Raw genomic sequence first — 23876 nt, 5'->3', positions numbered from 1 at the left:
TTAAGGACAAAGCGGAACGCGGGGTGTCGCCGATGGGTTGAGTCTAGGCAAGTATCGGGCAGGAGACCAGAGCGGTGTCCTGCCCGAGCGCAATGCTTGCCTGTCAGTCGGCAGCGGGTGTTGGTGCGGGCTGTTCGGCGAGCTTGTCGGCCAGGCGCACGAATGCCGCCAGGTCAAGCTGCTCGGGGCGCAGACTGCCATCGACGCCGGCGGCTTCGATTTCAGCGTTGCTCAGCAATTGCTTGAGGGTGTTGCGCAAGGTCTTGCGGCGCTGGTTGAAGGCTTCGCGCACGACGCGCTCCAGCAGGCGATGGTCCTTGGCCGGGTGCGGCAGTACCGCGTGCGGCACCAGGCGGACGATGGCCGAGTCGACCTTCGGCGGCGGGTTGAAAGCACCCGGGCCGACGTTGAACAGATGCTCGACCCGGCAATGGTACTGAACCATGATCGACAGACGGCCCCAGTCACCACCACCCGGACCTGCGGCGAGACGCTCAACCACTTCCTTCTGCAGCATGAAGTGCATGTCGCGGATGATACCGGCGTTGTTCAGCAGGTGAAAAATCAGCGGCGTGGAGATGTTGTACGGCAGGTTGCCGACCACGCGCAGGCTGTTCGGTGCGGCGTTCAGGGTATTGAAGTCGAACTTCAGCGCATCGCCCTGATGCAGGTTGAAGTTGCTCTTGCCGGCGAACTGCTGGTTGAGGATCGGGATCAGGTCCTTGTCCAGTTCCACCACGTCGAGCTGTGCACCGCTGTTCAACAGGCCTGCGGTCAATGCGCCCTGGCCCGGGCCGATTTCCAGCATCCGGTCGTCAGGCTTGGCGCTGATGGAGCGCAGGATGCGGTCGATGACGCCGGCATCGTGCAGGAAGTTCTGGCCAAAGCGTTTGCGCGCCTTGTGTTGGTATTGCTCGGTCATAAACGGGTCTCGGCCATCTGGTAGGCGGTTTCCAGGGCGACCTGCAGGCTGCCGGTGTCGATCTTGCCGCTACCGGCCAGATCCAGGGCGGTGCCGTGGTCGACGGAGGTGCGGATGATCGGCAGGCCCAGGGTCACGTTGACCGCTGCGCCGAAGCCTTTGTACTTGAGCACGGGCAGGCCCTGGTCGTGGTACATCGCCAGCACTGCGTCGCAGTGCTCCAGATATTTGGGGGTAAACAGAGTGTCGGCAGGCAGCGGGCCACGAAGGTCCATGCCCTCGCCGCGCAGGCGCTCCAATGTGGGTTCGATGATGTCGATTTCTTCATGGCCCAGGTGTCCACCTTCACCGGCGTGCGGGTTGAGTCCGCAAACCAGGATGCGCGGTTGGGCAATGCCGAATTTGTCTTGCAGGTCGGCGTGCAGAATCCGAGTGACCCGTTCCAGTCGCTCCGGCGTGATCGCATCGGCGATGTCGCGCAGGGGTAGGTGAGTGGTGACCAGCGCCACGCGCAAACCGCGGGTAGCGAGCATCATCACGACCTGGGCGGTGTGGGTCAGGTCGGCGAGGAATTCGGTGTGGCCGGAAAAAGCGATGCCCGATTCGTTGATCACGCCCTTGTGTACCGGGGCGGTGATCATTCCGGCGAAATCGCCGTTCAGACAGCCATTGCCGGCGCGGGTCAGGGTTTCAAGGACGAATGCGGCGTTGGCCTTGTCCAGTTGCCCGGCGACCACGGGGGCGCTGAGCGGGGTGTCCCAGACATAAAGGCTGTCGGCCGGCGCCGGAAGATCCGGCCATTGACCGGGCGACACAGGCAGCAGACTGACGGCCAGCCCCAGCTGCGCGGCCCGCTCTTGGAGCAGGTCGCGGCTGGTGATGGCAATCAGGGGATGTGGCTGGGCTTGCGAGGCGAGCAGCAGGCACAGGTCGGGACCGATGCCGGCTGGTTCGCCGGGTGTCAGCGCGAAACGCTTGGGTTTCACTGCGCTGCCTGGTCTGCACCAGGGAGTTTGATCTCTACGTACGCTTCGTCACGGATCTGACGCAGCCAGGTTTGCAGCTCTTCATCGTATTTGCGGTTACGCAGTACGGTCATGGCTTGCTGCTCACGGGCCTGTTCGGTGCTGTCAGTGGCGCGACGGCCAAGGACTTCCAGAACGTGCCAGCCGTACTGGGTCTGGAATGGCTTGGACAGCTGACCCTGAGGGGACTTGGCCATCACGGCGCGGAATTCCGGTACCAGTGCGTTCGGGTCGATCCAGTTCAGGTCGCCGCCGTTGAGGGCAGAGCCTGGGTCTTCCGAATACTTCTTGGCCAGTTCGGCGAAATCTTCACCGGCCGAGATGCGGTTATAGAGCGATTGAGCCAGTTCCTTGGTCTTTGCTTCGTCGCGAACCGGACTTGGCTTGACCAGGATGTGGCGCACATGCACTTCATCGCGCATCTGGCTTTCGCCGCCGCGTTTTTCCAGCAGCTTCAGGATGATGAAACCACCCGGAGTGCGTGCTGGCTGAGTGATGTCGCCGACAGCCATGCTGCTCAACTCGCGGTCGAACGGCGGTGGCAGTTGAGCAGCTTTACGCCAGCCCATGTCGCCGCCTTCCAGAGCGTTGTCGCTGCCGGACTTGGCAACGGCCAGTTGACCGAAATCGGCGCCTTGCTTGAGTTGCTGATAAACCTCCATCGCCTGACGTGCAGCGCTCTGAATTGCTTCAGAGTTGGCGCTTTCCGGGGTCGGAATCAGGATGTTGGCCAGGTGTAGCTCTTCGGACAGTTGCATCTTGCCCAGGTCGGAGGCGAGGAAGTTCTTCACTTCCTGCTCCGATACCTGAATGCGTTCTGCAACACGGCGCTGACGCACGCGGCTGATGACCATTTCCTTGCGGATCTGCTCACGGGCGCCTTCGTAACTCAGGCCGTCGTGAGCCAGGGCTGCGCGGAACTGATCGACAGTCATGTTGTTGCGCTGGGCAATGGTGCCGACAGCCTGGTTCAGTTCTTCATCGGTGATGCGGATACCGGAACGTTCGCCGATCTGCAGTTGCAGGTTTTCGACGATCAGGCGCTCGAGCACCTGTTGGTCCAGTACGCCCGGAGGCGGCAAGCCGCCACCGCGCTTGGCGATGGTTTGCTGAACTTCGTGGACGCGTTGATCCAGCTGGCTCTGCATGACCACGTCGTTGTCGACGATGGCCACCACTTTATCGATGGACTGCACCGCGGCGTTGGCCGCGGTACCCAGGAACAGCGCGCCCAGCATCAGCGGGCGCAGACAATCAGAAAGCTTGGTCTTCACGTTGACGATAACCTTGGATGCCTTTGTCGAGGAAGCTCTCTACCTTGGCGCCAGTGAGGCCGCCGAGTCCCTTCAGAACAATTTGTAGGAAGACGCCGTGGTCGCCTTTTTCGTTTTGCGGAGCTTCCTGACTGAACTCGTCGTAGGAAACCCAGTAACGGTTGATCAGGCGCAGTTTCCAGCAGCAGTTGTCGTACTCGAAACCACCGAAGGCTTCCAGTGTACGGTTGCGGTTGTAGTCGTACTGCCAGCGGCTGATTGCGCTCCACTGTGGAACGATCGGCCAGATGACCGAGAAGTCATGCTGCTGGATCTTGTAGTAGTCCTTCACGTAGCCAGGCTGGCCCGGGGTGCCGTAGTCGCCACCACCCACCGACCATTTGCCGGTGTTCTGGTCGTAACGAACCTGGTCGTTGCGATAGCGATAACCGAGGTTGACCACCTTGTTCGGGTTGTCTTCAGGCTGGTAGTGGAACATCGCGCTGCCGGAACGTGGGCTGCGGCTGTCCGGATCCCAGTTGTAGTCGGCAGTGGTGCGCCAGTCGCGGTTCCAGCGGTATTCGTATTCCAGCGCATAAGGCGAAACGTTGGAATGCGCATCGTCGCGGGTCTTTGGATCGATACCTGGCAGTTGGACTTCGCGATCCTTGAAGTACAAGGCCTGGCCGACACTGATACGTTGACGCTCGAAGCCGTCGTCTTCGATCCAGCGGCTGGTTACACCCAACGAAAGCTTGTTCTCGTCGCCGACCCGGTCGGAACCGGAGAAACGGTTGTCACGGAACAGCGAGGAATAGTTGAAGGTGTATTCGCTGGTGTCGAACACTGGAATGTCTTCTTGATCCACCTCAGGTACATAGAGGTAGAACAGGCGCGGTTCCAGGGTCTGGCGGTAGTTCTTGCCAAAGAACGACGTGTTGCGGTCGAAGTACAGGCCGCTGTCGATGCTGGCGATCGGCACGCCACGGTTTTGGTTGCTGCCAAAATTACCGTTGACGTATCGGGCGCCGTTCGCTGCAGCGAATGCCTTCTGGGCAACGATGTCGCTTTTGCCCTGGCCGTCCAGGTCCAGTTGGTACTGGGTGTACTGGTACTTGAGCGATGGCTTGAGGAAGCCATACGTCCAGTTCAGCGGCAGGCTGACGCCAGGCTTCAGATTCAGGCGATCACCGTTGGCACGAGCCAGGCCGGTCACGTTGGTATCCAGTCGCGGAGAGACAGTGCCGTCTTCGTTGACGAAGTCACCGGTTTTCAGATCGCGGTCAAAGCGAACGAGTTCGGTCTCGTAATCGAAGTTCAGGCCTTCCGGGTGGTACGGCAGTTTGCCATTGAAGGTGATCTGCGGCAGGCGCCCGTAAGGTGTGATGTTCGAAACGGTTGCCAGCTGATACTGCTGAGCATTCAGGATGGCGGTGTAGTTATCGCCACGGTAGGCAACCAGACCCTGCTGATTCACGAAGTCCTGGCTCTTCACGCCGATCTGGTCGGTGGTCAGGTCCTGGAAGTAGTACGGATCGCTGATCTTGGTGTAGTCAACCTGGGTGAACACGCGGGAGTCGAGACCGCCCTTGTGTTGCCAGTTGTACATGTAGCGATTTTTTTCGTAATCGGTCTGCTTGCTGCGATCGGTGTCTTCGTCGTTGAGGTACGCGGCGCCGAACTGACCTTCGCTGGATTTGGTCAGGTAACGGAATTCGCCTTCCACCAACATGCCGCGCTTGCTCATGTAGCGTGGGTACAACGTGGCATCGTAGTTCGGTGCCAGGTTGAAGTAGTACGGGGTGACCAGCATGAAGCCGGTGTCGCTGCCGGTGCCGATGGTCGGCGGCAGGAAGCCCGACTGACGACGGTCGTCGATCGGGAAATAGATGTACGGGGTGTACAGGATCGGAATGTCCTTGACCCGCAGTGTCACGTTGGTCGCGGTACCGAAGCCGGTGGCAGGGTTCAGGGTAATGTTGTTGCCCTTGAGCTGCCAGGCGTTGCTGTTCGGTTCGCACGTGGTGTACGTGCCGTCCTTCAAGCGGATGATCGCGTTCTCGGCGCGCTTGGCGTACAGCGCGTTACCGCGGATGCGCGACTTGTGCATCACGTATTCGGCGTTGTCGACTTTCGCTTCACCGGTGTCGAGCTGCACATCGGCGTGGTCGCCGACGATCAGCGCACCATTGTCGCGGATGCGCACGTCGCCCTTGAGTTCGGCGCGGCTCTCGGCCTGATAGAGGCTCGCTTCCTGGGACTCGACCTGCATGCTGCCCTGACGCAGAACCACGTCACCGGCCAGCGTACCGACCTGATCTTCGGTGTTATAGCGCGAGGCTTTCGCGCCGATGAAGGTCGGGGCGTCACTTTTATTCGTCTTGTCATTCATGCCAGGACGAATTGGTTCGATATAGGAACCAGAGCAGTAAGGACCTGTCTCGGCCAGTTGGGCGGCGGTGAGCTTCTCGCGCGGAACCCAGTCGAGGTGACTGTAGTCTTCGCTACGGGATTTCAGGCCGCGGCCCTTGGACTCGGTGACCAGCACGGGTTTGGGACCGGAGTCCGAAACGCTGCCGTTCTCGGCCGGGGTTTCGCCGGTGGCGCTGACGGCACTGCCGTCATGCACCGGACGCGGTGGCAATGCAGCCGCCGACGTCTTTGGCGAACAGGCCCAGCCGCCCGTAGCCGAGACGGCGCAGTCATACTGCTCGGCGGCGACAACGAATGAACTGGCCAGAGGTTGCATAGCCAGCAGACTGCCGGTTACCAACAACGGAAATTTTTTACGAAACGCGGGGGATTTCAATGCCATCTTATTAGTCCGGGCTTCCTGCGTGCCATCTGCCCGCGGTGTGGGCCGCACGCCTCTCGATGGTCTGAAAAAGATGCTGGATAATAAAGCATGACCCGCTTGACGGCTAGCGCCGTCGGAGACCCTTGCAATGCCTGACCAAGATGTACGCTTGCAACACCTGAAAGTTTGGCTCGATGAGCAGTTGGCAACCCTTTTTGCCGATCAGGGCTGGGGTGTCGTACCCCCGGCCACGTTGACTGCGGCCAGCAGCGACGCGAGTTTCCGCCGTTATTTCCGTTGGGAAGGCGCCGGTCGCAGTTTCGTCGTGATGGACGCACCGCCGCCCCAGGAAAACTGCAAACCGTTCGTGGATATCGCCTTTTTGCTGGCGAAATCCGGAATTAACGTGCCGAAAATTTATGCCGAGGACCTCGAGCGTGGATTTCTTTTGCTCAATGACCTGGGCAACAAGACCTATCTCGACGTGATCGACAGCGAAAATGCCGATGCATTGTTCAGCGATGCCTTGCAGTCGCTGCTGGCATTTCAGCAGTTGCCGATGGTGGCACCGCTGCCGAGTTATGACGTCGCGCTGTTGCGTCGCGAGCTGGAACTGTTCCCCGAGTGGTACGTGAAACGCGAACTGGGTGTGGAATTCGACGCCACGCAACAGCAGCAGTGGCAGCAGGTCAGCGATCTGCTGATCGACAGCGCGCTGGCACAGCCAAAAGTGCTGGTGCACCGCGACTACATGCCGCGCAACCTGATGCTCAGCGAGCCGAACCCCGGCGTGCTGGATTTCCAGGACGCGGTGTACGGCCCGGTGACCTACGACGTGACCTGTCTGTTCAAGGACGCCTTCCTCAGTTGGCCTGAAGAACGCGTACGTGGCTGGCTGGAAAACTACTGGCAGCAGGCGGCAGCGTTGAACATCCCCGTGCAGCCGGACTTCGAAGACTTCCTGCGCGCCAGCGACCTGATGGGTGTGCAACGTCACCTCAAAGTCATCGGTATCTTCGCCCGCATCTGTCACCGCGACGGCAAGCCACGCTACCTCGGCGATGTGCCGCGCTTCTTCTCTTATATAGAAGCGGTGATCGCACGCCGTCCGGAATTGGCGCAACTGCAGGCACTGCTGGTCAGCCTGCGTGGCGGAGTGACTGCATGAAGGCAATGATTCTGGCGGCCGGCAAAGGCGAGCGCATGCGCCCGCTGACCCTGACCACCCCCAAACCGCTGGTGCGTGCCGCTGGCGTACCGTTGATCGAGTACCACCTGCGTGCCCTGGCGGCGGCGGGTTTCAGCGACATCGTGATCAACCATGCCTGGCTCGGTCAGCAGATCGAAGATTACCTGGGCGACGGTTCGCAATTCGGCCTGAGCATCCGTTACTCGCCCGAAGGCGAACCTCTGGAGACCGGTGGCGGTATCTTCCGCGCCTTGCCGTTGCTCGGTGACGAAGCGTTCCTGGTGGTCAACGGTGACATCTGGACCGATTACGACTTCAGCGTGCTGCACCAGCCGATCACCGGTCTGGCGCATCTGGTGCTGGCGGACAATCCGGCCCATCACCCGACGGGCGATTTCTGTCTGGTCGGCGACCAGGTGCAGGACGGGCAACCGGAGACGGCGACCCTGACCTACAGCGGCATCGCTGTGCTGCACCCGCAATTGTTCGATGGCTGCACGGACGGCGCCTTCAAACTGGCACCGTTGCTGCGCAAAGCCATGGCGGACGGGCAGGTGAGCGGTGAGCGACTGAAAGGCCACTGGGTCGATGTCGGTACGCACGAGCGTCTGGCTGAAGCCGAAACCTTGATAGAAGCGAGTCGCTGATATGTTGTGGCCAGGGACTCTGATTGGAGCCGGAGCGGGTTTTGCTATCGCCAGCATTCCGGGGGCCATGCTTGGGGCTTTGTTGGGGCAGGCGCTGGATCGGCGCCTGCATTTGCAGAGCTGGGGGCATTTGCGGGAAAAACTCGGCGGCCAGCCGATGCTGCGCAACGACGAGTTGTTGTTCGTCTTGCTCGGGCGTCTGGCCAAGAGTGACGGGCGGGTCACCGACGGTCATATCCAGCAGGCGCGTCAGGAGATGCGCGCGCTGGACATGAGCGAGCCGGCGCAGCGCCGGGCCATTGCTGCGTTCAATCGCGGCAAGTCCGGCGGGGATCGCCTGCGCGGTTATCTGCGGCGTCTCAGCGCTCAGCCCCATGCGGCCGAAGGCGTGTTGCGCGCCTGCTGGCGGATGGTCTGGGCCGATGGCCGGGCCGGCAGCAGCGAGCGCGAACTGCTGGCGCAATGGGGCAAGTGGCTGGGCTGGACGACTCACCAGATTCAGGCGCTGGCGGCGGATTACGAGCCGAACAAACGCCCGATCGTCAGCGCAGCGGTGAGTTACCAGGATGCGATGCGCCTGCTCGGCGTGTCGGCGACCAGCGAACCGGCACAGATCAAACGCGCCTATCGTCGCCTGCTCAGCCGCCATCATCCGGACAAGGTGGCCGGGACCGGTGCGACGGCGGCCCAGGTACTCGAGGCAACTGAAAGAACTCGCGACTTGCACAATGCCTACACGTTGATTCGCGAGCGGCGGGATTTCCGCTAGACGAAAAAAAGATCGCAGCCCAGGCTGCGATCTTTTTTTGTGCGGTCGGTCAGTCCGGGTTTTGCGGATTCAACCAGCCGCGCACCCGGCGGAACAATTGTTCCTGCTCGGCCTTGTTGTCGGGCAACGCCTTGAGCGCGACCTGGCTGAACGCCGACGTCTTCAAGCGCTTGCTGGCCTGCATACGCTCCAGTGCAGCGTTGCGATCCAGCGGCTTGTCCATATAGAAGATATCGGCGGTCGGCAGCTTCAGCAGTGGCGTCAGTTCTGCCAGTTCAGGCTTGGCCTTGGGCGGCACTTGCGCGGCGACCATCACCAGTTTTTCCACTTGTGCTGTCTGCTTTTCGTTCAGGAAACGCGCGGCCCAATAGGCACCGGTGCCGTGCCCGAGCACCACGATGCTGTGCGCGCCTTGCTGTTCGGCGTAGGCAATCGCTGCGTCGATGCGGGCGAAGATTCGTTCTGCGTCGGCCTTGGCCTGTTCTTCGGTGGTTTCGGCGACGACCTTGTCCGCCACATCCGCTTCACCGCCAGCGGCTTGCTCGATCGGTTCGGCAGTGGTCGAATCCTTGCTGCCTGCATCGGCGGTTTTCGGCGCTGCGGGCGCTTCGATCACGCGCGGTGCGATGGCATCGCTTTGCAGGTCGGGCAGGGTGATACTCAGGCTGTTCCACTCGACGTCCGGCAATTTGCGCCGCAGCGGGCCGATCGCCTGGGGCCAGTCAGCGGTTTCACCGGCGCCGGGGATGAGGATCACCACGCCTTTTGGGTCAGCCGTGTTGGCCGGTTTCCACAGCGCGAGGAAAGTGTCGCTGCCGGCCTGCAACTGTTGCTGTTCCTGGGCCGGGACTTTGCGTTCGAGTGCCGAGGCTTCTTCCTGACTACGCTCAAGCAATGGCTGGCGTTCGACCGGTTTTTCTTCGGCGGGTTTTTCCGCGGCTGCGGCGGGTGCCGGATCGGCGGCTTCGACGGAAAACGCACAAGGCAGGATCAGCGACAGGCACAATGCTGGCATTGCCAGGCGAGAGACAGGGGGCATCGGTTATTCCAGGCCAGAAAGTATCCCGGCAGCCTAATGGGTTGGTCAGAATTTGTCAGTGTATGGGATTTCAATGATGCGTTTTTGCTGCCTGTGGGTTATCGGCTGTCTGGCGTTTCCCTTGATGGGGTGGGCCGCGCCTGCGCCGCCGAGCCATGTTGCGCAGTTGTCGACGGGCCAGCAACAGTGGCTGGCGCAGCACAATGAATTGCGCGTCGGTCTGATTCTGCAGGCGCCGTACGCGCAATATGACCGGCGCTTGCAGCGGCTGTCCGGGGCCAATGTCGAGTTGATGAAATGGATGGCCAAGGCCCTCGACATCGAACTCAGCTGGCGCAACTTCCCCGATCTGGAACAACTTGAAGCCGCCGCGCGGGACGGCGAAATCGATATTGCGCCGGGCCTGACCCAGACGCCCGGCTCGCTGCGTCTCTGGCAGTTTTCCGATCCCTACATGCGCGTGCCGCAACTGGTGGTCAGCGACCAGAAAGTGAGCAGTTCGGTTGAACTGGAAAAACTCGACAGCCAGGCCCGGGTCGCCGTGCGCATGCCCAGCGTTACCGCCGATTACCTGCGCGGTAACTATCCCCATCTGAATCTGCAAGGCGTGCCGCTGGAGCGTCAGGCGTTGCAGTTGCTGTTGAGTCAGCAGGCGTCTTACGCGGTGGTGGACGAAGCGCAATTGGGGCGGCTGTCGACAGAACCGGAGTTTGCCGGGCTGGTAGTGGTCGGCGACATCGGTCTACCGCAGCTGCTGCGGGTCGCCACCCGTCGTGACTGGCCGGAGCTGGCCGGGATTGTCGAAAGTGCCTTGCGGGCGATCCCGGCAAAAGATCTGGAACGCCTGCACACCCAATGGCTGCAACCCAAATACCCGCGGCTTTCGGAGTCGCCGGGGTTCTGGCAGAACCTGAGCCTGTTGTTCGCCGTGTTGCTGCTCAGTTGTGCGGCGATCGTCTTCTGGCAGCGGCGCCAGCAACACAGCCTTGAACAACGCCTGCTCGCCGCCCGGGAAGACATCGCCCTGCGCGCCGCCAGCGAAGAAGCCCTGCGCCTGACCCAGTTTTCCATCGATCAGAGCACCGTCGGCATCCTCTGGGTCAACTGGGACAGCCACGTGCGCTACGCCAACCGCGCGGCGGAGCACATGCTGGGTTATCCACAGGGCGCGCTGATCGAACGACCGCTGATCGACTTCGAACCCGGCTTGCACATGGACCGCTGGCTTAACCTGTGGAAACGCGCCCGGGCCAGTGAAGAAGGGCCGCTCAGCTTTGAAACGAGTTGTGTGCGGGCGGATGGCAGCATCCTGCCGGCGGATGTGTCGTTGAGTTTTCTGCGCTTTCGCGACAGCGAATATCTGGTGGTTTATCTCACTGACGTCACCGAACGCCGGCGGGCCCTGGCCGCGTTGCAGGAAAGCGAGGCGCGCTTGCAGGGCATCGCCGCCAACGTGCCGGGGCTGGTGTTCCGCCTGGAGCGGGCGCCGGTGACCGGGCAGATCGACTTTGCCTACATCAGCGAGGGCAGCGAGAGTCTGGTGGGCTACGCGCCGGCCGCCATCGCTCATCGCGACATGGGCCTGCGCAGTCTGGTGCACCCGGACGACAAGGCCGGTTATCACCAGACTCAGGACCGGGCGCTGGACACCGACAGCGACTGGTCGTGGCAGGGGCGGATCCTTACGCGACAGGGCGAACAGCGCTGGGCCGAGATCAAGGCCATCACTCGGCAACTGGAGGACGGCGCCTTCGTCTGGGACGGCATCGTCTGGGACATCACCGAAAGCAAACGCATCGAACTGGAACTGGCGGCATCGCGCGAACAACTGCGCGAGCTGTCGGCGCATCTCGAAAGCGTGCGGGAAGAGGAAAAAGCACGCATTGCCCGCGAGGTTCACGATGAGCTGGGGCAGATGTTGACGGTGCTGAAACTGGAGACATCGATGTGCGAACTGGCCTACGCGCAACTCGACCCGGGTCTGAACGAACGCCTGAACAGCATGAAGCGCCTGATTGCGCAGTTGTTCCAGTTGGTGCGCGATGTGGCAACGGCATTGCGCCCGCCGATCCTCGATGCCGGGATTGCCTCGGCGATCGAGTGGCAGGCCCGGCGATTCGAGGCGCGTACGCAGATTCCGTGTCTGGTGCAGGTGCCGGACAATCTGCCGCCGCTGAGCGATGCCAAGGCCATTGGCCTGTTCCGCATCCTTCAGGAAGCGCTGACCAACGTCATGCGCCATGCCCAGGCGCATACTGTGGAACTGACGCTGGCGCTCGAAGGCGCCGATTTGTGTCTGACAGTCAGCGATGATGGCGTAGGATTTGTCGCCGCTGCGGGCAGGCCAACATCCTTTGGGCTGGTGGGCATGCGTGAGCGGGTGTTGATCATGGGCGGTCAGTTGTCACTCGACAGCGAACCGGGCGAGGGCACCACACTGAGCGTGCGGGTGCCATTGGATGAGGAGAAGTAAGTGATCCGTGTACTGGTAGCCGAAGACCACACCATCGTTCGCGAAGGCATCAAGCAATTGATCGGCCTGGCCAAGGATCTGCAAGTGGTGGGGGAGGCGAGCAATGGCGAGCAGTTGCTCGAAACCCTGCGCAGCGTGCCGTGCGAGGTGGTGCTGCTGGATATTTCCATGCCCGGGGTCAACGGGCTGGAAGCGATTCCGCGTATCCGCGCACTGAACAATCCGCCAGCGATTCTGGTGCTGTCGATGCACGATGAAGCGCAGATGGCCGCCCGGGCGCTGAAGGTCGGCGCCGCCGGGTATGCGACCAAGGACAGCGATCCGGCGCTGCTGCTGACGGCGATCCGCAAGGTCGCGGCGGGCGGGCGCTACATCGATCCGGAACTGGCCGACCGCATGGTCTTCGAAGTCGGCCTGACCGATACACGACCGCTGCATTCGTTGTTGTCGGAGCGCGAGTTTTCCGTGTTCGAGCGCCTGGCCCAGGGCGCCAACGTCAACGACATCGCCCAGCAACTGGCCCTGAGCAGCAAGACCATCAGCACCCACAAGGCACGGCTGATGCAGAAGCTCAACATCACTTCACTCGCCGAGCTGGTGAAGTATGCGATGGAACACAAGCTCCTCTAACGCCCATATCCAATAACGACAGGCGCTTTTGCCGGTTCCTGCGGCTGGAACTTCAGGGCTCGCACCTGACATGTCCAAACGCGCCATCCTTGTAGGGCAATCCCTACCCCCGGCCTTCCATCCGGCTGAGGCGATTCTCTCCTGCGCCCCGATTTGCGTGACTGCAAGCAGCCACTAGGCTTAATCCCACAGCAGTCATCAATAACAAAGGTGTGGGTATGAGCCAGGTCGAATCAAACGCAGGGGCCAGCGATGTGCTGGTCAGCTTTCGTGGAGTGCAGAAGAGCTACGACGGCGAGAACCTGATCGTCAAAGACCTCAACCTGGACATCCGCAAGGGCGAGTTCCTGACCCTGCTCGGGCCGTCCGGCTCCGGCAAGACCACCAGCCTGATGATGCTCGCCGGTTTCGAAACACCGACCGCCGGTGAAATCCTGCTGGCCGGGCGGGCGATCAACAACGTGCCGCCGCACAAGCGCGACATCGGCATGGTGTTCCAGAACTACGCGCTGTTCCCGCACATGACCGTCGCCGAGAACCTGGCGTTCCCGCTGACCGTGCGCGGCCTGAACAAGAGCGACGTCAGCGACAAGGTCAAGAAAGTCCTGAGCATGGTGCAGCTCGATGCCTTCGCTTCGCGCTATCCGGCGCAGTTGTCCGGCGGCCAGCAACAACGTGTGGCGCTGGCCCGCGCACTGGTGTTCGAGCCACAACTGGTGCTGATGGACGAACCCCTCGGCGCCCTCGACAAACAGCTGCGCGAACACATGCAGATGGAAATCAAACACCTGCACCAGCGCCTCGGCGTGACCGTGGTCTACGTGACCCACGACCAGGGCGAAGCCCTGACCATGTCCGATCGCGTCGCTGTATTCCATCAAGGTGAGATCCAACAGATCGCCCCGCCGCGCACCCTCTACGAAGAACCGAAAAACACCTTTGTCGCCAACTTCATCGGCGAGAACAACCGCCTCAACGGTCGCCTGCTCAGCCAGAGCGGCGAGCGCTGTGTGGTCGAGTTGGGGCGTGGGGAAAAGGTCGAGGCGCTGGCGGTCAACATCGGCCAGACCGGTGAACCGGTCACCCTGTCGATCCGTCCGGAGCGCGTCAGCCTCAACGGTTCGAGCGATCAATGCGTCAACCGCTTCTCCGGGCGGGTGGCCGAATTCATCTATCTGGGCGACCACGTCCGGGTGCGCCTGGAAGTCTGCGGCAAGACCGACTTCTTCGTGAAACAACCGATTGCCGAGCTCGATCCAGCGCTCGCGGTCGGCGACGTGGTTCCGCTTGGCTGGCAGGTCGAACACGTTCGTGCACTCGACCCACTTCTAGAGGCGCATTAATCGCCCCGGCAATACCAACACCAACCCTGCACGTGGAGAGAACAATAAATGTTGAGATCCCTGAAGTTCACAGCCCTGACCCTGGGCCTGATGGGTGCGGCAAGCGCAATGGCCGCTGGCCCGGATCTGACCGTGGTGTCGTTTGGCGGGGCGAACAAGGCGGCGCAAGTCAAAGCCTTCTACGCACCGTGGGAAGCAGCAGGCAACGGCAAGATCGTCGCCGGCGAGTACAACGGTGAAATGGCCAAGGTCAAAGCCATGGTCGACACCAAGAGCGTGTCCTGGGATCTGGTAGAGGTTGAATCGCCGGAACTGTCCCGTGGCTGCGACGAAGACATGTTCGAGCAACTCGATCCTGCTCTGTTCGGCAAGACCGAAGACTACGTCAAAGGCGCGATCCAGCCGTGTGGCGTGGGCTTCTTCGTGTGGTCGACCGTGCTGGCCTACAACGCCGACAAGCTGAAAACCGCACCGAGCAGTTGGGCGGACTTCTGGGACACCAAGAAATTCCCGGGCAAGCGCGGCTTGCGCAAAGGCGCCAAGTACACCCTCGAATTCGCACTGATGGCCGACGGTGTTGCGCCGAAAGACGTCTACAAAGTGTTGGCCAGCAAAGATGGTCAGGATCGCGCATTCAAGAAACTGGACGAACTCAAGCCAAGCATCCAGTGGTGGGAAGCCGGCGCCCAGCCGCCGCAATACCTCGCGTCCGGTGACGTGGTCATGAGCTCGGCCTACAACGGCCGGATCGCTGCCGTGCAGAAAGAATCCAACCTGAAAGTGGTGTGGAACGGCGGCATCTACGACTTCGACGCATGGGCCATCCCGAAAGGTCTGGACGCCAAGCGTGCGGAAGCGGCGAAGAAATTCATCGCCTATTCGGTGCAACCGCAACAGCAGAAGACCTATTCGGAAAACATCGCCTACGGCCCGGCCAACACCCAGGCTGTACCGCTGCTGGCCAAGGATGTCCTGAAAGACATGCCGACCACCCCGGAGAACATCGCCAACCAGGTGCAGATCGACGTCAGCTTCTGGGCTGACAACGGTGAGCAACTGGAGCAGCGCTTCAATTCCTGGGCTGCGAAGTAAGGCGTGATGCCTACGCGGCGTCACCCCAAGGGTGACGCCGTCATTCAAAAGATTTCCGGAGTACGTCATGGCCATCGCCGTTCCCCTGAACGAGGGCAACAGCCCCACCTTGAAGCAGCGGCTCAAGCACGCCGAGCGGGTCAACCGCTGGAAGGCCCAGGCGCTGATCGCGCCGCTGGTGCTGTTTCTGTTGCTGGTGTTCCTGGTGCCGATCGTGGCGCTGCTCTACAAAAGCGTCGGCAACCCGGAAGTGGTGGGCGGCATGCCACGCACCGTGGCAGCCATTGCCAGTTGGGACGGTCGCGGACTGCCCGCTGAACCGGTCTACAAGGCCGCCGGCGAAGACCTCGCCGAAGCCCGCAAAAACCAGACCTTGGGCGATCTGTCCAAGCGCTTGAACATGGAGTTGGCCGGCTATCGCAGCCTGCTGACCAAAACCGCCCGTTCGCTGCCATTCGCCAGCGAGCCGACCTCTTATAAAGAAGCGCTGGAAGGCCTCGACGAGCGTTGGGGCGATCCGGCCTATTGGCAAGCGGTGAAGCGCAACACCAGCAGCATCACCCCGTTCTACCTGTTGGCGGCGGTGGATCATCGCATCGACGATCTCGGCGAGCTGGCCCCGGCCACCCCGGATCAGGCGATCTACCTCGACATCTTCGCCCGGACCTTCTGGATGGGCCTGATCATCACCGTGATCTGCCTGGTGCTGGCCTATCCGTTGGCGTACCTGTTGGCCAACCTGCCGTCACGTCAAAGCAACCTGCTGATGATTCTGGTGTTGCTGCCGTTCTGGACCTCGATTCTGGTGCGGGTCGCCGCGTGGATCGTGTTGCTGCAATCCGGCGGGTTGATCAACAGCGCGCTGATGGCAATGGGCGTGATCGATAAACCGCTGGAGCTGGTGTTCAACCGTACCGGGGTTTACATCTCGATGGTGCACATCCTGCTGCCGTTCATGATCCTGCCGATCTACAGCGTGATGAAAGGCATCTCGCCGACCTACATGCGCGCCGCGATTTCCCTGGGTTGCCATCCGTTCGCCAGTTTCTGGCGGGTGTACTTCCCGCAGACCTATGCCGGTGTCGGCGCCGGTTGCCTGTTGGTGTTCATCCTCGCCATCGGCTACTACATCACCCCGGCGTTGCTGGGCAGCCCGAACGATCAGATGGTCAGCTACTTCGTCGCGTTCTACACCAACACCAGCATCAACTGGGGCATGGCCACTGCGCTTGGCGGGCTGTTGCTGCTGGCGACCGTGGTGCTTTATCTGATCTACAGCTGGCTGGTGGGCGCCAGTCGCCTGCGCCTGAGCTAAGGGGAGTTTGAAATGCTGAGTCCTTATATGTCGCCCGTCGAGCGGGTGTGGTTCTACAGCTTGCGGATCCTCTGCGGCTTGATCCTGTTGTTCCTGATCCTGCCGGTGCTGGTGATCGTGCCGCTGTCGTTCAACTCGGGCAGTTTCCTGGTGTACCCGCTGCAAGGTTTTTCGCTGCACTGGTATCAGGACTTCTTCGCCTCGGCGGAATGGATGCGCTCGCTGAAGAACAGCATCATCGTCGCCCCGGCGGCGACGGTGCTGGCAATGGTCTTCGGCACGCTGGCGGCCATCGGCCTGACCCGTGGCGACTTCCCCGGCAAGGCGCTGGTGATGGCGCTGGTGATTTCGCCGATGGTGGTGCCGGTGGTGATCATCGGTGTGGCCAGCTACCTGTTCTTCGCGCCGTTGGGCCTGGGCAACAGTTTCTTTTCGCTGATCGTGGTGCACGCGGTGCTGGGTGTGCCGTTCGTGATCATCACGGTGTCGGCGACGTTGCAGGGGTTCAACCATAACCTGGTGCGGGCGGCGGCCAGCCTTGGGGCTTCGCCACTAACCACGTTCCGTCGGGTGACCTTGCCGCTGATTGCGCCGGGGGTGATTTCCGGTGCGCTGTTTGCCTTTGCGACGTCGTTTGATGAAGTGGTGGTGACGCTGTTCCTTGCCGGCCCTGAGCAAGCGACGTTGCCTCGGCAGATGTTCAGCGGGATTCGCGAGAACCTGAGTCCGACGATTGCGGCGGCGGCGACTCTGTTGATTGCCTTCTCGGTGATCCTGCTGCTGACGCTTGAGTGGCTGCGTGGGCGTAGCGAGAAACTGCGCACCGCTCAGGTCTGACGACTGCACGATCCGGGTTGTCTGCCATTCATGCGCTGAATGACAGACAACCCGAATTCCCCAGCTACGCTTGTGCTCAGCTCCCACATCTATAAGAGGCTGCGCACGATGAGTCTTTCCTCGTTCAAGATTGCTCACAAACTGATCACCGGCGCCGGGGCCATCGAGCAACTGGCGGCCGAGCTCACACGGCTGGACATCGACAACCCGCTGATCGTCACCGATGCCGCGCTGGTCAAGTCCGGCACGGTGCAGTTGGCGCTGGCGCAGATCGGCGAGCGCGAGTACGAAATCTTCGACCGCGTGCTGCCGGATCCGGAAATCGCCATCGTCGAGGACTGCATGCGCGTCTACCGAGAGGGCGGGCATGACGGGTTGATCGGCCTCGGCGGCGGCAGTGCCATCGACATCGCCAAGAGCGTCGCGGCGTATGCCGGTTATCACGGTGCGCTGGAGGATCTGTTCGGCGTCGATCAGGTGCCGCGCAAGGGCCCGCCGCTGATCGCCATCCCGACCACCGCCGGCACGGGTTCTGAAGTGACCAACGTCGCCATTCTTTCGGACAAGGTCGCTCAATTGAAGAAGGGCATCGTTAGCGACTACCTGCTGCCGGACGTGGCGCTGGTCAGTCCGCAGATGACCCTGACTTGTCCGCGCAGTGTGACGGCCGCCAGTGGTGTCGATGCGCTGGTGCATGCCATCGAGTCCTATCTGTCGCTGAATGCCTCGCCGATCACCGATTCGCTGGCGATCGGCGCGATCAAGTTGATCGCCCGGTCATTGCCCAAGGCCTACGCCAACCCATCCAACCTGCAGGCGCGGGAAGACATGGCCACCGCGAGCCTGATGGCCGGCATGGCGTTCGGCAATGCCGGGGTTGGCGCGGTGCATGCGCTGGCGTATCCGCTGGGCGGGCGTTTCAACATTACCCACGGCGTCAGCAATGCGCTGTTGCTGCCTTATGTCATGACCTGGAACAAGATGGCCTGCGTCGAACGGATGCAGGATATCGCCGAAGCCATGGGGGTGAAGACCGCTCATCTGAGCCTCAATGAAGCGGCGGACCGTGCCGTCACGGCGATGACCGAACTGTGCGCAGCGGTGGACATTCCGCAGGGTCTGCGCAGTTTCGGTGTGCCCGAAGAGGCGATCCCGGCCATGGCCGTAGAGGCCGCAGGCATCGAGCGCCTGATGCGCAACAACCCGCGCAAGCTCAGCGCTGCCGACATCGAGAAGATCTACCGGGCAGCGTACTGAGAATCCGCCGGTCATCGGTCATGGCACAACCCAATCATCGCGGTCACGGTGCGCGCGCGGAAACTTGAGGTATACAATGCGCGCCATCGTGATTTAGCTCAGAAAAGGTGCGTCATGCAGCCCTTCGTTATTGCTCCGTCGATTCTCTCCGCCGACTTCGCCCGCCTGGGCGAGGAAGTGGACAACGTTCTGGCCGCCGGTGCCGACTTCGTTCACTTCGATGTCATGGACAACCACTACGTACCGAACCTGACCATCGGCCCGATGGTCTGCGCCGCGCTGCGCAAGTATGGCGTGACCGCGCCGATCGACGCGCACCTGATGGTCAGCCCGGTGGATCGCATCGTCGGTGACTTCATCGAGGCCGGCGCCACCTACATCACCTTCCACCCGGAAGCCACGCTGCACGTCGATCGTTCGCTGCAACTGATCCGTGAAGGCGGCTGCAAATCCGGCCTGGTGTTCAACCCGGCGACCCCGCTGGACGTGCTCAAGTACGTGATCGACAAGGTCGATATGGTCTTGCTGATGAGCGTCAACCCGGGCTTCGGCGGGCAGAAATTCATCCCCGGCACCCTCGACAAGCTGCGCGAAGCGCGCGCGATCATCGATGCCTCGGGCCGTGACATCCGCCTGGAAATCGACGGCGGCGTCAACGTCAACAACATCCGTGAAATCGCCGCTGCCGGCGCCGACACCTTTGTCGCCGGCTCGGCGATCTTCAATGCGCCGAACTATCAGGAAGTCATCGACAAGATGCGTTCCGAACTGGCGCTGGCCCGCCCATGAGCGGATTTGAGCAGCTATTCCCGGGGCAACTGCCGCGGTTGGTGATGTTCGATCTGGATGGCACGCTGATCGACTCGGTACCCGACCTGGCGGCGGCGGTGGATAACATGCTGCTCTCCCTCGGGCGCAAGCCTGCCGGTATCGAGTCGGTGCGCGAGTGGGTCGGCAATGGCGCGCCGGTGCTGGTGCGCCGCGCTTTGGCCGGTGGCATCGACCATGCCTCCGTGGATGACGTCGAAGCCGAGCATGCGCTGGAGGTGTTCATGGAAGCCTACGGCGCCAGCCATGAGCTGACCGTGGTCTATCCCGGCGTACGCGACACGCTGAAATGGCTGCACAAGCAGGGTGTGGCCATGGCGCTGATCACCAACAAACCGGAGCGCTTCGTTGCGCCGTTGCTGGATCAGATGAAGATCGGCCGCTACTTCAAGTGGATCATTGGCGGCGACACCCTGCCGCAGAAGAAGCCCGATCCGGCAGCGCTGTTCTTTGTCATGAAGATGTCCGGCATTCCGGCCTCGCAATCGCTGTTCGTCGGCGACTCGCGCAGCGACGTGCTGGCGGCGAAAGCAGCAGGGGTCAAATGTGTAGCGCTCAGTTATGGCTACAACCATGGTCGGCCGATTGCCGAAGAATCCCCGGCGCTGGTGATCGACGATCTGCGCAAGTTAATTCCCGGTTGCCTGGATACGGCCGCTGAGATAACGTTGCCCGACGCTTCTCAATCCCCTTCTGGAAACGCCATCGTGGTGGTCACCCGCAAACTCTGGATGAAAGTCATCAAGGCCCTGGCCCGCTGGCGTTGGCGCGCCTGACTTGTTCCTGGCCGGTCTGCCGGCGCGTTTGCACACCTGACTGATTTGCACCTCACACCACGAGGCACCCTATGATCCGCGAAGAATTCCTGCGTCTGGCCGCTGAAGGCTACAACCGCATCCCGCTGGCCTGCGAAACCCTGGCCGACTTCGACACGCCGCTGTCGATCTACCTGAAACTGGCCGACCAGCCCAACTCCTACCTGCTCGAATCGGTGCAGGGCGGCGAGAAATGGGGCCGTTACTCGATCATCGGCCTGCCGTGCCGCACCGTGCTGCGGGTTCATGATCATCACGTCAGTATCACCGTCGATGGCGTCGAGACCGAAAGCCACGACGTTGAAGACCCGCTGGCCTTCGTCGAAACCTTCAAGGCCCGCTACAACGTGCCGACCATTGCCGGTCTGCCGCGTTTCAACGGCGGCCTGGTGGGTTACTTCGGTTACGACTGCGTGCGTTATGTAGAGAAGCGCCTCGGCAAATGCCCGAACCCGGATCCGCTCGGCGTGCCGGACATTCTGCTGATGGTTTCCGATGCGGTGGTGGTGTTCGACAACCTCGCCGGCAAGATGCACGCGATCGTGCTGGCCGACCCGGCGCAGGCCGATGCCTACGAGCAGGGCCAGGCGCAATTGCAGGAACTGCTGGAAAAACTGCGTCAGCCGATCACCCCGCGCCGTGGCCTGGATTTCAGCAAGCAGCAGGCGGCCGAGCCGGTATTCCGCTCCAGTTTCACCCAGGACGACTACGAAAAAGCCGTCGACACCATCAAGGAATACATCCTCGCCGGCGACTGCATGCAGGTCGTGCCGTCCCAGCGCATGTCGATCGACTTCAAGGCGGCGCCGATTGATCTGTACCGTGCGCTGCGTTGCTTCAACCCGACGCCGTACATGTATTTCTTCAACTTCGGTGATTTCCATGTCGTCGGCAGTTCGCCGGAAGTACTGGTGCGGGTCGAAGACAACCTGATCACCGTGCGCCCGATTGCCGGCACCCGTCCTCGCGGGGCCACCGAAGAGGCTGACGTGGCGCTGGAAGAGGACCTGCTGTCCGACGACAAGGAAATCGCCGAGCATCTGATGCTGATCGACCTTGGTCGCAACGACACCGGGCGTGTTTCGGAAATCGGCTCGGTGAAGCTCACCGAGAAAATGGTCATCGAGCGCTATTCCAACGTGATGCACATCGTTTCCAACGTCACCGGCCAGTTGAAGGCCGGGTTGACGGCGATGGACGCACTGCGGGCGATCCTGCCGGCGGGCACCTTGTCCGGCGCGCCGAAGATCCGCGCGATGGAAATCATCGACGAACTGGAACCGGTCAAGCGTGGCGTGTATGGCGGGGCGGTCGGTTACTTCGCCTGGAACGGCAACATGGACACCGCGATTGCAATTCGCACCGCGGTGATCAAGAACGGCGAGCTGCACGTGCAGGCCGGTGGTGGCATCGTTGCCGACTCGGTGCCGGCGCTGGAATGGGAAGAAACCATCAACAAGCGTCGGGCAATGTTCCGAGCTGTTGCGTTGGCCGAGCAAACCCCGGACTGAGTGACGGGTGATTCAGCCATAAAAAAACGCGGCGCCTGTGAGGGCGCCGCGTTTTTTATGGCCTTCTGATCAGAAGTCGAGACTTACGCCAACATTGACCCCTTGCTGGGTAAAGTCGTCATCCTTGCGAATGTTGTAGCTGGCGCGAAGGGCCACGTCCTTGGTGAGGTTGTGGCTCACGCCCAGATTCAGGCGGTTCAGGTTGGTTTGCGGTGTGTAGCCTTCCAGGGTGTAGCGATTGTTCGGCAGGCTGTTGAGGTTCATCGTCAGATCCTGGGCGTCGTCGTTGTATTCGCGCTCGTGGGCGAATTCGCCGAATACCTGGGTCTGTGCGGTGATCTGGTATTTGCCCTGGATGCCGAGGCCGAGGCGACGGGAGTTGCGCGATTGGTCATCGAAGGTCAGCGCAGTAGAGTCCGCGCCTTTTTCCGAGTAACCGTCGACTTCCACCTTGCCGAAATCGGCGCTGACGAAAGGCGACAGGTGCCACGGGCTGCTCGCCTCTGGTGCGATGTCGTAGCCGACACGGCCGCCGATGGCCAGTACGTAACCGTCGGTGTCGCCTTTCTCGCCACGTTCGTTGACCCCCAGCTGGAACTTGCGCTTCAGGCTGTCGTAGTCCAGATGTCCGGCGGTAACAGCCAGGTCACCCCACCAGCGGTTTTGCTGGTACTGGGCGAACGCGGTGCCCATGTAGGAGTTGAGTTTGTACTCGGAGTCGTTGTCGCCGGCTTCGATTTTCTGGTGATAGAAACCCGCCGCCACACCAACACGCCAGGCGTCGTCGAGGCGGTAGCTGCCACCGATGTTCAGGTTGTAACCGTTGCCATCGGCACTGGCCGCAGCATGCTGGTCATCGAAGTCCTGATGCTGGCCACCGCCGGCGACAATCGCCCGCCATTGGCCAACGCCTTGCCAGTTTTCCCAGTCGGCCAGCCATTGATTGCGCAGTTCGTCCTGATGCGCACGCAACGTGCCCTGGGCCATTTCCGGCAGCAGGGTCAGTTCCCATGGAGCAGCCAGCAACGAATAGGCGTAATCGGCAATCAGCCGTTGCCCGGCTTCGGTCGGGTGCACCGAGTCGTTGTAGATCAGCTTGGTCGGATCCGGCGTGGCGCTGTTGATCCCGTACCGGGCGTTTTCGAGGCAACTGTTGCCGCTGAAGCAGGTCGTGACCAGATTCTGATCGGTGGCGAGGCCGAACTGTGCCGGGTTGGCAAACGTCTCTTTGAGCAATACCGGAATGTTCAGCGGGATGATGTTGGCGTTGATGGTTTGCAGTTGGCTCACCAGTTCGGTGTTGAACTGGGCGCTGAGCTGGGACGTGAACGTCTGCAGTGCGGTGCCATTGAAAGCCGGGGTAAAGCCGATGTCAGGCAGCAACCAGACCATGATGTAGCGGGCGCCTGCGCCTTGCAGAGTCCGAACACTGCTGGCCAGGCGATCAGCCGCAGCGCTGGCCTGATCGAGACTGGTGACGCGACCTTGCAGGAAGTCGTTACCGCCCCCGGTCAGGTAGTACAGGGCATTCGGATCAGCACGAAAGCCGTTCGACGGCAGGTAGCCGGCGCGGGTGCGTTCGCCGGTGTCGGACGTGCTGGTGATCGAATCAAGAATCTGGTCAGTGCGGTATCCGCCTACCGCCCAGTTGTTGCCGTCCGGCAAACCCTGGCCGGCGCGCACTGCCGAGTCCGCGGAAGCGGTCTGGTCCGGCGTGAAGCCCAGCCGACCGCCGATCAATTGGGTGGCATTGAGCGAGTACAACTCACCGCTGCCGTTGTGGTAGTTCGGGCCGGTGCGGTTGGTGTAGCGTTCGACTGATCCGGCGGGGCCGCCGCTGTCGGTGAACGTCCCGGCATCACTGAGGCTGTCACCGAAGACGATGAAATTCGAATAAGGATTGGGCGCGGCATTCGCCTGGGCGCAGGCCATCGCGAGCAGGCATCCGGCGAGCGGTACAAACAACGTCTGTTTGATCATGAGCAAGTCCGTTTATTTATTGTTGTATGGAACGAAACGACAGTACCAAAAACTTCCGGCGTTTTGCCATCGGTCGTCAACCCTCCCATAGTTTTCCCCCCGTCAGGCCCGGCCATATTGCACGCTCTGCCCAGCTAAGTTACTGTGCGGGAAC

The 23876-nt window shown here is 61.5% G+C and carries 19 protein-coding genes; 13 read left to right on the top strand and 6 right to left on the bottom strand.

Annotated features, from left to right (window positions below; translation table 11 throughout):
• Window positions 1–103: 103 nt before the first annotated feature.
• Genes rsmA through IF199_RS27300 form a run of 4 tightly spaced genes read right to left on the bottom strand, consistent with a single transcriptional unit; the run spans window position 104 to window position 6015 of the window.
• Window positions 104–922: a 16S rRNA (adenine(1518)-N(6)/adenine(1519)-N(6))-dimethyltransferase RsmA gene (rsmA, locus tag IF199_RS27315; RefSeq protein ID WP_096817896.1), complete on the bottom strand. Its 819-nt coding sequence runs from the start codon at window positions 920–922 to the stop codon at window positions 104–106.
• The gene (pdxA, locus tag IF199_RS27310) at window positions 919–1908 is read right to left on the bottom strand and encodes a 4-hydroxythreonine-4-phosphate dehydrogenase PdxA (protein WP_096817898.1); all 990 of its coding nucleotides are present in this window, start codon (window positions 1906–1908) and stop codon (window positions 919–921) included. The genes rsmA and pdxA overlap by 4 nt, the downstream gene beginning before the upstream one ends.
• Window positions 1905–3221 (bottom strand): peptidylprolyl isomerase SurA, encoded by a 1317-nt coding sequence (gene surA / locus IF199_RS27305; protein ID WP_141401754.1) that lies wholly within the window; start codon window positions 3219–3221, stop codon window positions 1905–1907. The genes pdxA and surA overlap by 4 nt, the downstream gene beginning before the upstream one ends.
• On the bottom strand, window positions 3202–6015 hold the full coding sequence (locus IF199_RS27300; protein WP_096817900.1) for an LPS-assembly protein LptD: 2814 nt from the start codon (window positions 6013–6015) through the stop codon (window positions 3202–3204). Before IF199_RS27300 ends, surA begins: the two co-directional genes overlap by 20 nt.
• 130 nt (window positions 6016–6145) lie before the next feature.
• Here IF199_RS27300 and IF199_RS27295 point away from each other — a divergent pair, with 130 nt between their 5' ends.
• The 3 genes from IF199_RS27295 to IF199_RS27285 are packed head-to-tail and all read left to right on the top strand — an operon-like array spanning window position 6146 to window position 8602.
• Window positions 6146–7165, top strand: coding sequence for an aminoglycoside phosphotransferase family protein (locus tag IF199_RS27295; protein WP_102619791.1), 1020 nt, complete (start codon window positions 6146–6148; stop codon window positions 7163–7165).
• Window positions 7162–7833 (top strand): N-acetylmuramate alpha-1-phosphate uridylyltransferase MurU, encoded by a 672-nt coding sequence (gene murU / locus IF199_RS27290; RefSeq protein WP_102619792.1) that lies wholly within the window; start codon window positions 7162–7164, stop codon window positions 7831–7833. Before IF199_RS27295 ends, murU begins: the two co-directional genes overlap by 4 nt.
• Window position 7834: 1 nt before the next feature.
• Window positions 7835–8602, top strand: a complete 768-nt coding sequence (locus tag IF199_RS27285) for a TerB family tellurite resistance protein (protein ID WP_102619793.1) — start codon at window positions 7835–7837, stop codon at window positions 8600–8602.
• Between the two features lie 49 nt (window positions 8603–8651).
• Here the strand turns inward: IF199_RS27285 and IF199_RS27280 are convergent, their stop codons facing one another.
• Window positions 8652–9641: an alpha/beta hydrolase family protein gene (locus IF199_RS27280; RefSeq protein ID WP_192559130.1), complete on the bottom strand. Its 990-nt coding sequence runs from the start codon at window positions 9639–9641 to the stop codon at window positions 8652–8654.
• Between the two features lie 73 nt (window positions 9642–9714).
• Here IF199_RS27280 and IF199_RS27275 point away from each other — a divergent pair, with 73 nt between their 5' ends.
• The 10 genes from IF199_RS27275 to trpE all read left to right on the top strand — a co-directional run bounded on the left by IF199_RS27275 (window position 9715) and on the right by trpE (window position 21742).
• The gene (locus IF199_RS27275; protein WP_192559129.1) at window positions 9715–12114 is read left to right on the top strand and encodes a PAS domain-containing sensor histidine kinase; all 2400 of its coding nucleotides are present in this window, start codon (window positions 9715–9717) and stop codon (window positions 12112–12114) included.
• Entirely contained in the window at window positions 12115–12744 is a 630-nt protein-coding gene (locus tag IF199_RS27270; RefSeq protein WP_003228820.1) for a response regulator, read from the top strand.
• 218 nt (window positions 12745–12962) lie between these two features.
• The gene (locus IF199_RS27265) at window positions 12963–14087 is read left to right on the top strand and encodes an ABC transporter ATP-binding protein (RefSeq protein WP_085667439.1); all 1125 of its coding nucleotides are present in this window, start codon (window positions 12963–12965) and stop codon (window positions 14085–14087) included.
• A 48-nt stretch (window positions 14088–14135) separates the two neighbouring features.
• Window positions 14136–15179: a polyamine ABC transporter substrate-binding protein gene (locus IF199_RS27260; RefSeq protein WP_096817911.1), complete on the top strand. Its 1044-nt coding sequence runs from the start codon at window positions 14136–14138 to the stop codon at window positions 15177–15179.
• A 67-nt stretch (window positions 15180–15246) separates the two neighbouring features.
• Window positions 15247–16494: an ABC transporter permease gene (locus tag IF199_RS27255; RefSeq protein WP_096817913.1), complete on the top strand. Its 1248-nt coding sequence runs from the start codon at window positions 15247–15249 to the stop codon at window positions 16492–16494.
• A gap of 12 nt (window positions 16495–16506) precedes the next feature.
• Entirely contained in the window at window positions 16507–17331 is an 825-nt protein-coding gene (locus IF199_RS27250) for an ABC transporter permease (RefSeq protein ID WP_096817915.1), read from the top strand.
• A 108-nt stretch (window positions 17332–17439) separates the two neighbouring features.
• Window positions 17440–18588: an iron-containing alcohol dehydrogenase gene (locus IF199_RS27245; protein WP_192559128.1), complete on the top strand. Its 1149-nt coding sequence runs from the start codon at window positions 17440–17442 to the stop codon at window positions 18586–18588.
• Between the two features lie 114 nt (window positions 18589–18702).
• A complete protein-coding gene (rpe, locus tag IF199_RS27240) occupies window positions 18703–19377 on the top strand; it encodes a ribulose-phosphate 3-epimerase (RefSeq protein WP_007918813.1) in 675 nt (224 codons plus the stop codon).
• Complete coding sequence (locus IF199_RS27235; RefSeq protein ID WP_192559127.1) at window positions 19374–20192, top strand: phosphoglycolate phosphatase; 819 nt, start codon at window positions 19374–19376, stop codon at window positions 20190–20192. Before rpe ends, IF199_RS27235 begins: the two co-directional genes overlap by 4 nt.
• Window positions 20193–20263: 71 nt before the next feature.
• Window positions 20264–21742, top strand: a complete 1479-nt coding sequence (trpE, locus tag IF199_RS27230; protein ID WP_102619797.1) for an anthranilate synthase component I — start codon at window positions 20264–20266, stop codon at window positions 21740–21742.
• A gap of 69 nt (window positions 21743–21811) precedes the next feature.
• On the opposite strand, the gene estP is transcribed toward trpE, so the two are convergent.
• Window positions 21812–23722 carry an esterase EstP gene (gene estP / locus IF199_RS27225; RefSeq protein WP_192559126.1) on the bottom strand — a complete coding sequence of 637 codons (1911 nt, stop codon included), beginning with the start codon at window positions 23720–23722 and terminating at the stop codon, window positions 21812–21814.
• Window positions 23723–23876 lie beyond the last annotated feature (154 nt).

Source organism: Pseudomonas allokribbensis (assembly GCF_014863605.1).
GTDB lineage: Bacteria > Pseudomonadota > Gammaproteobacteria > Pseudomonadales > Pseudomonadaceae > Aquipseudomonas > Aquipseudomonas allokribbensis.
This window is presented reverse-complemented; position numbering and strand designations above follow the sequence as displayed.

What these genes read in the sequence shown, in the direction of transcription:
- rsmA (WP_096817896.1), bottom strand. Translation starts at nt 922, where the DNA reads ATGACCGAGCAATACCAACACAAGGCGCGCAAACGCTTTGGCCAGAAC.
- IF199_RS27300 (WP_096817900.1), bottom strand. Translation starts at nt 6,015, where the DNA reads ATGGCATTGAAATCCCCCGCGTTTCGTAAAAAATTTCCGTTGTTGGTA.
- IF199_RS27295 (WP_102619791.1), top strand. Translation starts at nt 6,146, where the DNA reads ATGCCTGACCAAGATGTACGCTTGCAACACCTGAAAGTTTGGCTCGAT.
- murU (WP_102619792.1), top strand. Translation starts at nt 7,162, where the DNA reads ATGAAGGCAATGATTCTGGCGGCCGGCAAAGGCGAGCGCATGCGCCCG.
- IF199_RS27285 (WP_102619793.1), top strand. Translation starts at nt 7,835, where the DNA reads ATGTTGTGGCCAGGGACTCTGATTGGAGCCGGAGCGGGTTTTGCTATC.
- IF199_RS27280 (WP_192559130.1), bottom strand. Translation starts at nt 9,641, where the DNA reads ATGCCCCCTGTCTCTCGCCTGGCAATGCCAGCATTGTGCCTGTCGCTG.
- IF199_RS27275 (WP_192559129.1), top strand. Translation starts at nt 9,715, where the DNA reads ATGATGCGTTTTTGCTGCCTGTGGGTTATCGGCTGTCTGGCGTTTCCC.
- IF199_RS27265 (WP_085667439.1), top strand. Translation starts at nt 12,963, where the DNA reads ATGAGCCAGGTCGAATCAAACGCAGGGGCCAGCGATGTGCTGGTCAGC.
- IF199_RS27260 (WP_096817911.1), top strand. Translation starts at nt 14,136, where the DNA reads ATGTTGAGATCCCTGAAGTTCACAGCCCTGACCCTGGGCCTGATGGGT.
- IF199_RS27255 (WP_096817913.1), top strand. Translation starts at nt 15,247, where the DNA reads ATGGCCATCGCCGTTCCCCTGAACGAGGGCAACAGCCCCACCTTGAAG.
- IF199_RS27250 (WP_096817915.1), top strand. Translation starts at nt 16,507, where the DNA reads ATGCTGAGTCCTTATATGTCGCCCGTCGAGCGGGTGTGGTTCTACAGC.
- IF199_RS27245 (WP_192559128.1), top strand. Translation starts at nt 17,440, where the DNA reads ATGAGTCTTTCCTCGTTCAAGATTGCTCACAAACTGATCACCGGCGCC.
- rpe (WP_007918813.1), top strand. Translation starts at nt 18,703, where the DNA reads ATGCAGCCCTTCGTTATTGCTCCGTCGATTCTCTCCGCCGACTTCGCC.
- IF199_RS27235 (WP_192559127.1), top strand. Translation starts at nt 19,374, where the DNA reads ATGAGCGGATTTGAGCAGCTATTCCCGGGGCAACTGCCGCGGTTGGTG.
- trpE (WP_102619797.1), top strand. Translation starts at nt 20,264, where the DNA reads ATGATCCGCGAAGAATTCCTGCGTCTGGCCGCTGAAGGCTACAACCGC.
- estP (WP_192559126.1), bottom strand. Translation starts at nt 23,722, where the DNA reads ATGATCAAACAGACGTTGTTTGTACCGCTCGCCGGATGCCTGCTCGCG.